This window comes from Streptomyces albipurpureus (assembly GCF_023701525.1).
In the GTDB taxonomy this organism is placed as follows: Bacteria; Actinomycetota; Actinomycetes; order Streptomycetales; family Streptomycetaceae; genus Streptomyces; species Streptomyces albipurpureus.
This window is the reverse complement of the sequence record NZ_JAMQAW010000036.1, coordinates 225501-239409: the sequence shown is the minus strand read 5'-3', so window position 1 is coordinate 239409 and position 13909 is coordinate 225501. Positions and strand designations below refer to the sequence as shown.

11 protein-coding genes are annotated in these 13909 nt (G+C 69.3%); 10 read left to right on the top strand and 1 reads right to left on the bottom strand.

The features are described 5' to 3' along the window. Positions 1-122: 122 nt before the first annotated feature. From NBG84_RS28105 to NBG84_RS28075, 7 genes are all read left to right on the top strand, one after another. Positions 123-722: a DUF4291 domain-containing protein gene (locus NBG84_RS28105; RefSeq protein WP_250922419.1), complete on the top strand. Its 600-nt coding sequence runs from the start codon at positions 123-125 to the stop codon at positions 720-722. Positions 723-933: 211 nt separating this feature from the next. Next, entirely contained in the window at positions 934-1182 is a 249-nt protein-coding gene (locus tag NBG84_RS28100) for a type II toxin-antitoxin system CcdA family antitoxin (protein WP_250922418.1), read from the top strand. After that, complete coding sequence (locus NBG84_RS28095; RefSeq protein ID WP_250922417.1) at positions 1179-1580, top strand: PIN domain-containing protein; 402 nt, start codon at positions 1179-1181, stop codon at positions 1578-1580. Before NBG84_RS28100 ends, NBG84_RS28095 begins: the two co-directional genes overlap by 4 nt. Positions 1581-1895: 315 nt before the next feature. Then, complete coding sequence (locus NBG84_RS28090; protein ID WP_250922416.1) at positions 1896-4667, top strand: alpha/beta fold hydrolase; 2772 nt, start codon at positions 1896-1898, stop codon at positions 4665-4667. Further along, positions 4664-5521 carry an ABC transporter permease gene (locus NBG84_RS28085; protein WP_250922415.1) on the top strand — a complete coding sequence of 286 codons (858 nt, stop codon included), beginning with the start codon at positions 4664-4666 and terminating at the stop codon, positions 5519-5521. Before NBG84_RS28090 ends, NBG84_RS28085 begins: the two co-directional genes overlap by 4 nt. 362 nt (positions 5522-5883) lie before the next feature. Then, positions 5884-7539 (top strand): vWA domain-containing protein, encoded by a 1656-nt coding sequence (locus NBG84_RS28080; protein WP_425608712.1) that lies wholly within the window; start codon positions 5884-5886, stop codon positions 7537-7539. Between the two features lie 298 nt (positions 7540-7837). Continuing rightward, positions 7838-8713, top strand: coding sequence for a glycosyltransferase family 2 protein (locus NBG84_RS28075; protein WP_250922414.1), 876 nt, complete (start codon positions 7838-7840; stop codon positions 8711-8713). A 219-nt stretch (positions 8714-8932) separates the two neighbouring features. Here NBG84_RS28075 and NBG84_RS28070 read toward each other — a convergent pair whose 3' ends face one another. After that, positions 8933-10660: an NAD-dependent epimerase/dehydratase family protein gene (locus NBG84_RS28070; protein ID WP_250922413.1), complete on the bottom strand. Its 1728-nt coding sequence runs from the start codon at positions 10658-10660 to the stop codon at positions 8933-8935. Between the two features lie 249 nt (positions 10661-10909). Here NBG84_RS28070 and NBG84_RS28065 point away from each other — a divergent pair, with 249 nt between their 5' ends. The 3 genes from NBG84_RS28065 to NBG84_RS28055 all read left to right on the top strand — a co-directional run bounded on the left by NBG84_RS28065 (position 10910) and on the right by NBG84_RS28055 (position 13752). Next, entirely contained in the window at positions 10910-11992 is a 1083-nt protein-coding gene (locus NBG84_RS28065) for an NAD-dependent epimerase/dehydratase family protein (RefSeq protein ID WP_250922412.1), read from the top strand. 267 nt (positions 11993-12259) lie between these two features. Further along, positions 12260-12754: an NUDIX domain-containing protein gene (locus NBG84_RS28060; RefSeq protein WP_250922411.1), complete on the top strand. Its 495-nt coding sequence runs from the start codon at positions 12260-12262 to the stop codon at positions 12752-12754. Next, positions 12751-13752, top strand: coding sequence for a mevalonate kinase family protein (locus NBG84_RS28055; protein WP_250922410.1), 1002 nt, complete (start codon positions 12751-12753; stop codon positions 13750-13752). Before NBG84_RS28060 ends, NBG84_RS28055 begins: the two co-directional genes overlap by 4 nt. The last annotated feature ends 157 nt before the right edge of the window (positions 13753-13909 follow it).

Here is a 13909-nt window from a genome sequence, read left to right as displayed (position 1 = left end):
CGCTTCCTAGCAGCACCCCGCGAGGCCCCTTCCCACCCAGCGGCTGACACCACTTCCGAACGCGGGGTCGGAGCCAGAAAACCACTGGCTCCGACCCCGCTTCCGCACGCACCCTGATCCTCATGCGGGACACACCCCAGCGCGCCATCCGCGATCTCCACACCGACTCGACGATCACCGTCTACCAGGCGTACCGCCCGGAGATCGGCCTCCCCGCAGCCCGCGACGGCCGGTTCCCTGCCGCCTGGAAGCGGGAGCGGATGACATGGATCAAGCCTTCCTTCCTGTGGATGATGTACCGCTGCGGCTGGGGCCTGAAGGCGGGCCAGGAGACGGTGCTCGCCGTGGAGATCACCCGCGAGGGCTTTGACTGGGCGTTGCGCAACTCCTGTCTGTCGCACTACGACCGTCAGACGCACACCCACCGTGCCGAGTGGCAGCGCGAGCTGAAACAGTCCCTTGCCCGGGTGCAGTGGGACCCCGAACGCGATCCGCACCTCCAGCCGCTGCCGTATCGATCGCTCCAACTGGGCCTGGCGGGCGAGGCCTCGCGCCGTTACACGGACGAGTGGACGGTCTCGATCCGCGATATCACCGCTCTGGCGCACCAGGTCCACGCGCTGGTGAAAGACGACGAGCTGGACGCGGCAGCTGAAATGCTGCCGGCAGAGCGGTCGTCCCGGGCTTTGGCCTTCAATGCTGCATACCGCGAAACCAGATGAGCTAATGGCTGAGGTAAGGGCTGGCCTTCCGTTGGCGTGCTTGGCAGAAGCCTGGTCTGACGCCCTTCACCGCACCCGTCGCGCCCTCGCCTGCTCTGTGTGTCCGGGCGACCTTGGCGCTGCCTACTGATGCACAGCGTCCTGCGCAGCACTGCGCAGGGCATCACGACTATCACCCTGCTCTACGCGCATACTCCAGTATGCTTGCGGTATGTCCTCAACGACTCGCATCACCGTCACGCTGCCCAGCGACCAGGTCGCGGAGCTTCGCAAGCTCACGGACAACGTCTCCGGCTACGTGGCGGAAGCGGTGGCCCGCCAGATCCGGCACCAGCTACTGGGGGACGACCTGCGGCGTCATGAGGAAGAGTACGGACGCTTCACCGACGAGGAGCTGGCCGAGGCCCGCTCGAAGATCTTCGGTACCGCTGCTCCCTCCAAGGCTGCGGACGCCGCATGAGCGAGCGCATCGAAACCGTCGTCCTGGACTCGCAGGGGCTCTCCGCCTGGGTTGCGCGGGACCGTAAGTTCCTCACACTGCTCCAGGTGTTCCACGAGATGGGGGCCGATCTTGTCATTGGGGCGAACACCATCGTGGAAGTCAGCCACTCCCGTACCAACATGCCACGCCTGAACTGGGCTCTGTCGCGCATCAAGGTGGAGCCGGTCACCGAACAGTCGGCGAAGGCAGCCGCGGAGCTTCTCAAAGAGGCAGGATTACACGGGCACAAGTACGCCATCGACGCCACCGTGGCGGAGGTCGCGCTGCGCCAGCCGAAGCCAGTCGCACTGCTGACGTCCGACAGCGACGACATGACCAAACTCTGCGGCAGTCAGGTCCGCATCATCCCTCTCTGACTCACCAGCCCGCCATAAACGCCATAAAGAAGCCCCCTGGGGGCCTCGTGGGGCATGAGGCTCGGCGGGCACCGCTGCCTCACCACCACCCGTGCCTGCCCTCCACGTCCCTCTCTGTCCGGTGCCCAGCCCCGGGCGGCCCGCTTCTCCAGGGCGTGTCACCTCTTTCACGGAACCCGGCACCCCTGATGTCTCCCCGGGTCGGGCATACCGCGCCTGGTGTACGGCCGTGCCGACGTCTACTCCTCAGGGAGACCGTCCGCTCCCCCTGGCGGCAGCCGAGAGCTCACAGTTATTCCGTTTAGGGTTTCAACCATGCAGATCCGACTACCCTGGCCCCGCCCGCGCGGCCGATGGCTCGCAGGCGTCGCCGCCTTCGCCGTCCTTGCCGGAGCGGGCACCTGGACCGCGGTCGCCGACGACAGCGCCCCGACCGTGCGCCGTGAGGACCGGGTGCACACCATGCCCGGGGCGAAGATCGACACCTCGTACTTCACCGCGGGCAATACCAAGGACCGCCGACCCGCCGTGCTCCTCGGGCATGGATTCGGCGGCAGCAAGGACGACGTACGTACCCAGGCCGAGAAACTCGCCCGGGACGGGTACGCCGTACTGACCTGGTCCGCGCGTGGTTTCGGTGAGTCCACCGGACGGATCGGGCTCAACGACCCCGACTTCGAGGTCAAGGACGTCACCCGGCTGATCGACTGGCTGGCCAAGCGCCCCGAGGTCCGGCTGGACGCCAAGGACGACCCGCGGGTCGGTGTCACCGGTGCCTCCTACGGCGGTGCCGTTTCGCTCCTGGCGGCCGGACACGATCGCCGGGTCGATGCCATCGCGCCCTCGATCACCTACTGGAACCTTGCCGACGCCCTCTTCCCCAACGGGGTCTTCAAGAAGCTCTGGGCCGGCATCTTCTTCTCCACCGGCTCGGCCAGCGCACTGGGTCCCGCCCGGACACCGTCCGACCCGCCCGCCGACACGCCACCCGGCGACCGCCCCTCCACGGGCTCCCGGGGCACCGCCGCACCAGGGACCGGCACGGCACCACTGAATCCGGCGGGCTGCGGACGGTTCCAGCCGGAGATCTGCGCGATGTACGAACGGGTCGCCGTCGCAGGACAACCCGACGCCGCCGCCCGAGGGCTCCTCGAAGGCCGTAGCCCCTCCGCCGTCGGCGACCGCATCAAAGTCCCGACGTTGATCATGCAAGGGCAGTCTGACTCGCTCTTCCCCCTCTCCCACGCCGACGCCATGGCCCGCCAGATCCGTGCCAATGGCGCGCCGGTCGCCGTGGACTGGATCTCGGGCGGCCATGACGGCGGCGACGGCGAAGCCGACCGTCTCCATGGACGGATCACCTCCTGGTTCGATCGCCACCTCCAGCAGGACCAGGGCGCCGACACCGGGCCCGCCTTCCGGGTCAGCCGCACCGGCGGCGTCGACTCGACCGATGGGCAGGCCCTGCTGCGCGGGGCGACGGGCGACCGCTATCCGGGCCTGGAGAACGGAATCAGGTCCATCGCGCTCACCGGCCGGGAGCAGACCTTCGCCAACCCGGCGGGGGCCAGTCCGCCCGCCATCTCCGCGGTGCCCGGCCTCAGCGGCGGGCTCGGCCAGTTCTCGTCCTTCGGCGTCGGACTCTCCCTGGACTTCCCCGGTCAGCACGCGCGCTTCGAATCCCAGCCCCTCCAGCACTCGCTGCGGATCACGGGCTCACCCACCGTCCGCGTCAAGGTCGCCTCCTCCACCGGCAGCGCCGTCCTCTTCGGAAAGGTCTACGACGTCGGACCCGACGGCCGCCAGCAGGTGCTTCCCTCCCAACTCGTCGCCCCCGTCCGGGTCGATGAAGCCCGGCAGGGCATGGAAGTGGAGCTGACCCTGCCCGCCGTGGACCACGAGGTCGACGCCGGACACCGACTGCGCCTGGTCCTCTCCGCGACCGACCTCGGCTATGCCTCCCCTGCCACTCCCGCCTCCTACACGGTCGGTCTCGCGGACGGCGGCACAAGCGCCCTGGCGGTGCCCACCGCGCCCGCCGTGGAGACCCAGGCCGCCGGACTGCCCTGGTGGACCTGGGGGCTGCCGATCGCTGGCGTGGTCATCGCGGCGGCACTGCTGTTCACCGCCCGCCGCAGGGCGGTGGCCCCCGCGCCCGACCCCGTACTCGCCGACGTACCGCTGGAGATCACCGGGCTGAGCAAGCGGTACGCCAAGTCGACCGATCGCTACGCCGTCCGAGAGCTCTCCTTCCGGGTGGAGAAGGGGCAGGTCCTGGGCCTCCTCGGCCCCAATGGCGCCGGCAAGACCACCACCCTGCGGATGCTGATGGGGCTCATCCGGCCCGATGAAGGCGAGATCCGGGTCTTTGGGCACGCCATTCGCCCGGGCGCACCCGTACTCTCCCGAGTCGGTGCGTTCGTCGAGGGCGCGGGCTTCCTGCCGCATCTGTCGGGCCGCGACAACCTGGAGCTGTACTGGCAGGCCACCGGCCGCCCCGCCGAGGACGCACACCTGGAAGAGGCCCTGGAGATCGCCGGCCTCGGTGACGCACTCGCGCGCGCTGTGCGCACCTACTCCCAGGGCATGCGGCAGCGGCTCGCCATCGCGCAGGCCATGTTGGGGATGCCGGATCTACTGATCCTCGACGAGCCGACGAACGGACTCGACCCACCGCAGATCCGCGAGATGCGGGAAGTGATGATCCGGTACGCGGCCGGTGGCCGAACCGTCATCGTCTCCAGCCACCTGCTCTCCGAGGTCGAACAGTCCTGTACGCATCTGGTCGTGATGGATCGCGGCCGGCTGGTGCAGGCCGGGCCGGTCGCGGAGATCACCGGCGAGAGCGACACCCTGCTCGTCACCACCGCCGCCCCGCTGTCCGAGCCGGTCGTCGAGAAGATCGGGACGCTCCCGGGCATCGCGTCGGCCGCCCGGGTCGAGGAGGGTCTGCTGGTGCGGCTCGATGGAGCAACCGCCACCGACATGATCGGCGAACTCGTCCGGTTGGACGTGCCACTCACCGGCGTTGGTCCCCATCGCCGCCTGGAGGACGCGTTCCTCACCCTGATCGGAGGTTCCGCATGAGCACGCTGGTCGATTCGGCTCCCGGCTACCGAGCCCGGCACACCCTGCCGCTGCGGGTGGAGGCGGTACGCCAACTGAAGCGTCGGCGGACCATGCTGATGGCCGGGATACTGGCCGCACTACCCCTGATCCTGATCGCCGCCTTCGCCATCGGCGGCTCACCGGACGGCGGTGAGAACGACCGCATCACCCTGATGGACACGGCCACCGCATCGGGTGCCAACTTCGCCGCCACCTGCCTCTTCGCCTCGGCGGGGTTCCTCCTGGTCGTCCCGGTCGCACTCTTCCACGGGGACACGGTGGCCTCCGAGGCCAACTGGTCATCGCTGCGCTACCTGCTGGCGGCTCCCGTCCCGCGTACCCGTCTGCTCTGGTCCAAGCTGGCGGTGGCGCTCGGCTTCAGCGCGGCAGCGATGGTGATGCTGCCGGTGATCGCCCTGGCGGCGGGCACCATCGCCTACGGATGGGGACCGCTCAAGCTACCCACCGGGGGCTCTCTCGCCACTGCGGAGACCCTGCCCCGGCTGGCACTCGTGGTGGGCTTCATCTTCGTCTCCCAACTGGTCACCGCGGGGCTCGCGTTCTGGCTCTCCACCAAGACCGACGCCCCACTGGGCGCGGTCGGTGGAGCGGTGGGGCTGACCATCGTCGGCAATGTGCTGGATGCCGTCACCGCACTCGGTTCCTGGCGCGAAGTGCTGCCCGCCCACTGGCAGTTCGCCTGGATAGACGCACTCCAACCCCAGTTGGAGTGGAGTGGGATGGTGAAGGGCGCGGCTGTTTCGGTGAGCTACGCCCTGGTGCTCTTCGCACTCGCCTTCCGTAACTTCTCACGGAAGGACATCGTGTCCTAGGGCCCTGCCGCCCCCGGCGCACACCTTCTGCGCCCCACGACAGCGGCTAGCCCAACGATCCACCGCCGACGAGCCGCCTCCACAACCCTGTTGGAGGCGGCTCGTCGGGTGGCGCCCGTGCCCCTGTCCGTACGGTTTCCCTCCCGTTGCCTCGTACGGGAGGGGAGCTGAGGCGGCGAGTGGTCGGCCCCGGGGAGGACTTCACCCCTGGTCACCGTCCGACCGGCAGCGGCGTCGATACAACCGGAATGGCCATTTCCGTCCGTTGCTTCATCGAGACAGTTCCGCAACACCCCTGCCGAGTCCCAACGGCCCACCCGTACGTCAGATCCACAAGTGCTGACGACCTAGGGGAGATTCGGATGAAGCTCGGCACGGGGATGCGCTCCGGCGTAAGGACGGGCATGGGCGCACGGGCCTGTAGAGGGGCGATGGCAGCGCTGTTGGCCGGCGGAGTGCTGCTGGTCAGCGCCTGTAGCGGAGAGGGCGAGAGCAGCCGTGACTCGACTTATGACGCCTCCGAAAAGCGGGACGGCGGCTCCGGCTCAAGCCAGCGGGAGCCCACGGTCGCGCCCCCCGGCGCGCCGGCACCGGGGGCAGCCGCAGAAGGCGCCCCGGAGGGGATACAGCGGGACGACACGTACAAGAGGTCCCAGCAGCCCCCCGACTACCTCTCGACGTTCGCACTCGATGTGGACACCGCTTCCTACGGATACGCCCGCCGCACTCTGAAGAACGGCGGCCGACCCCAACCAGCGAACGTTCGACCGGAGGAGTTCATCAACAGCTTCCGGCAGGACTATCCGCAGCCCAGGGGCGATGGATTCTCGGTGACCGTCGACGGTGCGCGACCGGGCGCTTCCGAAGGCGAGATCAGGGGAGAGGTCGGTGGTCAGGAGGCAAGCGCCGACGACTGGTCCCTGGTACGGGTCGGGCTCGCCACCCGCGCCTCGGACCGCAAGGCCGAACGGCCGCCTGCCGCGCTCACCTTCGTCATCGACATCTCCGGTTCGATGGCAGGGGAGGGGCGACTCGACCTGGTCAGGGAGTCACTGGGCGTCCTCACCGACGAGCTGCGCGACGATGACTCGATTGCCGTGGTGACCTTCAGCGGCCGGGCCGAGACCCGACTGCCCATGACCCGGCTCGCCGGCAAACGCGATCGAATCCACGAGGTGATCGATGAGCTGAGGCCAGCCGACTCCACCCATGTGGAGGCGGGTATCCGCACCGGATACGACGAGGCGGTGGAAGGGTGGCGACGCGGCGCCACCAACCGGGTCGTCCTCCTCTCGGACGCCCTCGCCAATACGGGGGAGACCAACGCCGACCGGATCCTCGACCGTATCGCCGATGCCCGAAGCAAGCACGGCATCACCCTCTTCGGCGTCGGGGTCGGCAGCCAGTACGGAGACGCCCTGATGGAGCGACTCACCAACAGGGGCGATGGACACACCACCTATGTCTCCACCGGCGAGGAGGCGCGGAAGGTCTTCCGCGAGCAGCTCCCCTCCCATGTGGAACTGCGGGCCCGGGACGCCAAGGCGCAGGTCGTCTTCGACCAGAGGAACGTTCAGCGGTTTCGGCTGATCGGATATGAGAACCGGGCGGTCGCGGACGAGGACTTCCGCGACGATCGGGTCGATGGTGGTGAGGTGGGGCCAGGTCACACGGTGACCGCGCTCTACGCGGTCAAGCTCCGGGCAGGCGCGAGCGGGCACCTGGCCACCGCGACGGTTCGCTGGCTCGACCCGAAGACCCGCGCTCCGCACGAGAGGTCCGGCTCGATCGAGACGAGTGCGGTGGACGGCTCACTCTGGCAGGGGGCTTCCAACCGCTTCCAGATCACCGCGGTCGCGGCCTACTTCGCCGAGTCATTGCGCGGTGGGTGGCTGCCGGGTGCTCCAGGACTGGGCGAACTCGCCTCGCAAGCACGTGAGTTGGCTCGGAAGACGGAAGATCCAGCGGTTGAGGAGCTCGCGGAGTCGATCAGCGCGGCTCAACGCCTCTCCGACTAGCCCGGAGGCGATCAGCGCGGCCCAGCGCCTCTCCGACCAGCCCGGAGTCGCTGGCGGGGGAGTACCCGGCGGTGCAGGGGCATGGGCGCACCAGGCCCCTCGACCGCCGGGGAGCTGCCCCGGTTCCGGTGTGATCGCTTTCGCTCGCGCACACGGGCCAGGAGATACGGACGGCGGGTGGACTTCCCAGGCCGGCGCGGCCGGACTCACGCGGTCGCGGCGGCCCGGGACGGGCGGCGCAGAGGGGTCGGTGACAGCGGCTAGCATCGTGGCCAGCAATCAGGATCGGAGATCAACTGTGCGTCAGTCGCGCGTGGGTGTCGCCATTTTGACCATGGGAAACAGGCCCGAGGAGCTGACGGCGCTACTGGACTCCGTCGCGGCCCAGGATCTGCTGGCCACCCGGATCGTGGTAGTCGCCAACGGCGCCCCGGCGCCCCCGCTGCCCGACGGGGTCACGGTCGTCGAACTGGCCGAGAACGCGGGGGTCACCGGCGGCCGGAACGTCGCGCTGGCTCGGCTGAGGGAGTTCGGCGATGTGGATGTGGTCGTCGACCTCGACGATGACGGACTTCTCATCAGCCAGGACGTGTTCAGCCGCCTGGTGGCGGCGTTCGAGCAGGACCCCAAGCTGGGGATCGTGAGCTTCCGCATCGCCGACGAGCTCAATCGCACCCAGCGCCGTCATGTCCCCCGGCTGCGCGCGTCGGACCCGATGCGCGGCGGGTATGTGACCACCTTCCTCGGCGGCGGTCATGGCCTGTCCATGAAGATGCTGGACCAGGTCGGCGGCTGGCCGGATGAGTTCTTCTACGCCCATGAGGAGACCGACCTGGCCTGGCGGGCCTTGGACGCCGGATGGCAGGTGCTCTATGAACCGCGGCTCGTCCTCCAGCACCCGTGGACCGCGCCGACGCGCCACGCCTTCTACCATCGGATGATCGCCAGGAATCGGGTGTGGCTGGCCAAGCGCCATCTGCCCGCCGTCCTGGTTCCCACCTACCTGGGGGTCTGGACAGCCCTGACGATCCTGCGTAGCCGTTCGCTGTCCGGGCTGCGCTCCTGGTTCGCCGGGTTCGCCGAGGGGGTCAGGACGCCTTGCGGCCCCCGGCGGCCCATGCGCTGGCGCACAGTGTGGCGCATGACCACCCTCGGCCGGCCCCCGGTCATCTAGCTAGGGCCCCTGGGCTTGGATCTCGCCGATTCGCTGATCACTGCGCCTGACCGGCCTGACCGGTATGCGGTCGAGACGGCCGAGTCAGCCACCGCACCCGTGCTCTGTGCCTTGTCGCCCACGCCGTCGAAGGCCCCCCGCCCCGGGGTGCCGGGCGCATCGCAGCGCCCGATACCCCGGGTGTCGTACCGGCTCGGGGTGGGAACCCGACCCCGTCCATCAGTCCGGCATCAGCGCGATCCCCTCATACGCCAGCCACTGAGCGAAACCATGCAGCCCCCGGGGTAGTTCGGTCTTCGGCCCCCACCCGGAGAGAGGTACTCCGTCCACCAGCACCCGGCTCTTGGCCGCCGTACCGATCGCCGACGAAGCAGGGGCATGCTCGATCGGGACCGGGCGTACGGCGCGATGTACCGCCTGAGCCACTTCAGCGGCGGTACGGGAAGCGGGACCCGCGAGCGTCAGCACGGTCTCGGTCGGCGGGGTGCGCAGCACCACGGAGAGGGCATCGGCCAGATCGTGCACATAGAGCGGGTGCAGTGGATCATCCGGTGACCCTTCGATGACCACGCTCTGGCTGCGCAGCGCGTTCCACACCATGCGGCCGATGGGGGTGTGCCGGGAGCAGCCGGGGCCGTAGAGGTCGCCCGCGCGCAGGGTGTAACTGACCGCGCGCAGGAGGGGGGTGCCATCGGGTGCGCTGCTGAGCCGGATCGTCGCGGTCGCCTCGGTGTCACGAAGGCCCCGGAGGTCGACGATGGCGTCGAAGCGGGTGTGGTCCTCGGTGGGCCCCACCGCCGTCACCGCGTGTCTACGGTCCGCCAGCCCCCGAAGGATGTGCTCGCCCACCGGTGTGGACGAACCCACCACCCCCACGGCCACCACCGCCGGGCCGTCCCCCTCGACACCGGGCGGCCGCTCCTTGGCGGCCGAGGTGGTGCGGCGACGGCTGCGGGACTTGGCGCGGATGAGTTCCCGCGCCGTCTCCCGGCCCGCTTCGAGGCCGTCGGCCGCGGCCCGGGCGAGTTCATCGCGGCGTTCGGCGATCCGTTCCTCGGACGAGGTGTGGCTGATGCCGCCGGGTCCGATGGTCGCGAGCGACTCCGCGAGCACCGCGGGATCGGGTCGGCCGGGTGCCTGCGGGGTCAGGCCGGCCCGTTGCTCCGGACCGTGGAGGCCCAGGGTGAACCCCGTCAGCCAGGTCCCCCGTACATCCGGGTCCGAGGATGTGCGCCCCGCCCCGCGCAGTTGAGCGGCGGACACCCCGCGCCCCTCCAGATAGGTCTCGCACTCCAGGTGCAGCCACCGTCTTGGGCCGGGCGCGGAGATGCGCACCGCGCACTGGGCCACACCGTTCTTGAAGAAGGGGACCAGGCCCAATCCGGTCAGCCGGACGTTCTCATCGCCGATCGGGTCCGACGGGACGAAGCAGACCGAGCGCCGCGGTCCCCGAAACGCATTGCCCGAGATGCTTCCCCGGTCCTCGTGTTCGGCGAGGTTGGGCACCGATACATAGCGGGGGACTCCGTGCTCCCGTAAGTAGCGATACATCAGGATGTCATCGGGCCAGGCTCCCAACCGGGTCCGCCCGTAGTCGACGAACCCATCGGCGATCTTCCGGGGCAGCACGATGGCCACACAGGGGAAGTACTCGTTGACCGCTCCGACCCAGCGCGCACCCGTCATCGCCCCGAAGCGGACCGCCGCCCCATTGCGCGAGTCCCAGAGCGCGAAGAGTGCCAGCGCCGCGTCGGGCATCGCCTCGATCGCCAGTCGTACACGCTCGAAGAAGTTTTCGGACAACATCATGTCGTCCTGGATCACCAACTGATGAGTAGCCCCTTCTTCGATGGAGGACCACGCGGCTAACGCCGTACGCAGTACGGAAGGTGTGCCGGTGGGGTCCGGATCCATCACCACCCGCAGTGCCCCTTCAGGTGCTGTCAAGGCCAGTTTCTCTGCGGCTTCACGGCGTTTGGGGTGGGTCATCACCACACCGCTCAACCGATGTGACGTCACAAGCCCTCCAGATGTCCGCTCATCGTCAATGGCGGCCCGGTGGCTGCCGAATCCGGACAGTACGGCCGGGGTTTCCGGGCCGCAAGGGTGCCGAAAAGGCACTCTGGCACGCCGTGCCCGGTGAACTGATGCTGATCACACGCACTTAGTCCGATAGTCGACCCCGGAGGCCAGTACATGACCGCAGGAGTGAACGGAGCCGGAGCCGGTCAGGCTACGGCGGCTGCCGAGCCCGCCCTGTCCCGACTGGAGAAGCTGCGCGACGCGCGGGTGGTCGTGACCGGTGGCGGAGGCCTTGTCGGCAGCCGTCTGACGGCCCTGTTACACCGGGCGGGCGCCCATGTCACCGTGCTGGACAGGATGGACGCCTACCCCGACTCCGCCCATGAGTTGTTCGGTACCGCCGGCACCGGAGCCGAACTCGTCATCGGTGACATCACCGACCGCACCGCGGTCCGAAGACTCTTCCGGGGGGCGGACCATGTGGTGCACGCCGCCGCCTACGCGGATGTCGCCGCCTGCACCAGACGGCCCGATATCGCCTTCCAGGCCAATGTCCGGGGCACCGAGATCGTGCTGGAGGAGGCCGCGGCCTCCAGGGTGCGCCGACTGGTGCTGGTCTCGTCGGCGTCGGTCTACGGCGATGGAGACCCCGGTATCCAAGGGCCGCAGATGTTCAGCGAGGACCAGACGCTCTTCCCGCTCTCCGTCTACGCCAACTCCAAGCTCTGGGCGGAGCACCAGACCCGTCTGCTCCTCGGCGGGGAGAGCGCGACCGAGTACGCGATCGTGCGCTACTTCTCCGTCTACGGCGATCCGCAGGTGCCCAAGCCGGGTAGCCACTCCTGGATGGTGGCCTGGCTCGCCATGCACGCCCGACTCGGTCTCCCCATGAGGCTCAACGGCGGCGGAGTCCAGGTCCGCGACCTCGTCCATGTCGATGACATCGCCGAGGCCACGGCCCTGGCCCTCATCGAGGAGCAGATGGCCGGCCAGACCGTGAACGTGGGCACGGGCATCCCCACCTCGGTCCGCGATGTCGCCGAACTGATCGCCCCGCACTTCCCCGGGTCCGAGTGCGTCGTCACCCCCCGCCCCGACGGCGATCCGCTCGGCGGGTACGCCTGCACCGAACGCTCCCGTGAACTGCTGCGCTGGCAGGCGCGCATCCCGGTGAGCGAAGGCGTCAACCGGTATGTGCGGTGGCTGACCGCCACGCCGTACGCGGTGCCGCGCTGGCTCTCCGAGTCCGTCGCGTGACAGCCTGCTGCCCGGTGGCAGCGGTCAGCGGCGCGTTCGCCGCCCCGAGCACCAGACCCAGAGCACCAGACCCACCAGGGCACCACCACCCGAACCAGCAGGACCGACAGCGAGACCACCGTCAGCCGAGCAGTCCGCCCCAGCGGTCGATCCCACCCCTTGACGAGGAGGCAGCGCGCTGGCGAGCCGTACACCGGGAAGGCAGCCGGTGGACCCGGTGGGAGGCACGGCGGGAGTCCCGGCCGCGGTCCGGAAGGCGATGCGCGGATGAGTTACGTCGGCTCCTACATCTGGTCACTGCGCCAGAAGGTCGGCAGCAGAACCCTTCTTGTGCCCGGCGCACAGGTGCTGCTGCTGAACGAGTCCGGACAAGGGCTGTTCCAGCAGCGCGCCGACACCGGGGTGTGGGAACTCCCGGCGGGCGCCTGTGAAGAGGGCGGCGACTTCGCCGACGCAGCCGTACGCGAGGTGGCCGAGGAGACCGGACTGAGCGTTGACCGCGATGACCTGGTCGCCTTCGGTTCGCTCTCCGACCCCCAGATCCATACGCTCACCTATCCCAACGGGGACGTCACCCACTGCTTCGCGCTCTGTTTCGTCACCCGCACCTGGTCCGGGGCGTTGAACCCCGGCCGGGACGAGGTCCGGCGCGCGGAGTTCCGGGACCTCGCCGATGTGCCCGCGCCGATCCACCCGCCGACGGCGGTGGTGCTCGGTATGTATGACTCATTCCGCACCACAGGAAGGTTCCAGGCTCGGTGAAGGAACAGGACATACCCGGTTCGACTGATGGGGTCCGGGCCGGTGTGCCGTGCCGGGCCTGTCTGTCGGGTGAGGATCTGGACTGGCTGGGCGGCCGGTCGGTGAGTGTGGCGCTGGATCTGCTGACCAGCGTGGAGATACCACCGACGGGACGGTCCGCCAACCCGTCACCAACGTCCACGGGAGGCTGGCCGAAGGAGGTCTGGGGGTTCCTCCGGGAGCGGCTGCCCGGGCTCCCCGCGAGCCCGCCGACCGTCATCTCCCAGAGCGACGCCCCCGCCGCCAGCGGTCTCTCCTCATCGACAGCGCTGATCGTGGCGCTCTTTCGGGCCTTCACCGATGCCCACGGCCCGACTGAGCGAATAGCCGACCGGGTACTGACCCAGTGGGCGTACGAGTTCGAGTTCGCGGTCTTCAACGGCGGGGGGATGGACCACATCGCCGTGGTGGAGGGTGGGGCACTGCTCCTTGAGGGCCGTCCGACCGGGCTTCCGGAGGTCAGGGAGCGGGCCGAGTTCCCCGCGGACTGGTCGGTGATCGTGGTGGATTCCGGCACCGTGAAGCACACGGGTGGCCATATCCGTACCGTGCGGGCCCAACTCGCCGCCCAGGACGGGGACCTCGCCGCCTATATGGCCAAGGCGGACCAGGCATCCCAGGACGTCTGGGAGGCGTTGGGGGCTCATGACCTCGCGGCACTCGGTGCCGCGATGAACCGGGCCCATGAGGCGATGCGCGACCACCAGCGGATGTCCACCCCGCTGCTGGAGGAACTGCGCACCCGGGCCGCGCGTACCACCGCACTCCCACTGAAGGTGAGTGGGGCCGGCGGTGGCGGAGCGTTGGTCGGGGTGTGTTCGGCGATGGACACGGAGGAGGTGGTGGGTGCCCTGCGCCGCGCTCTGGCGGTCGACTACCCGACCGCCCGGGTGATCCCCACCCGGGCTGCTCCGGGGCGTGGGGAGAGCACCCCGCCGCGATCGACCGAATCCACCTAGCGCACGTCGCGTCGGGTGTAACCACCCCACCTGGTGCACGGATCCGTTGGGCGTACGGATTCGTCTCGTGCACACATCTGGTGGGGGTACGGATTCGCCCGGGGTCGGTCTCCGCCCCGGGGTACGGATCGAAGCCGGCCGACCGCGAGACGCGGTC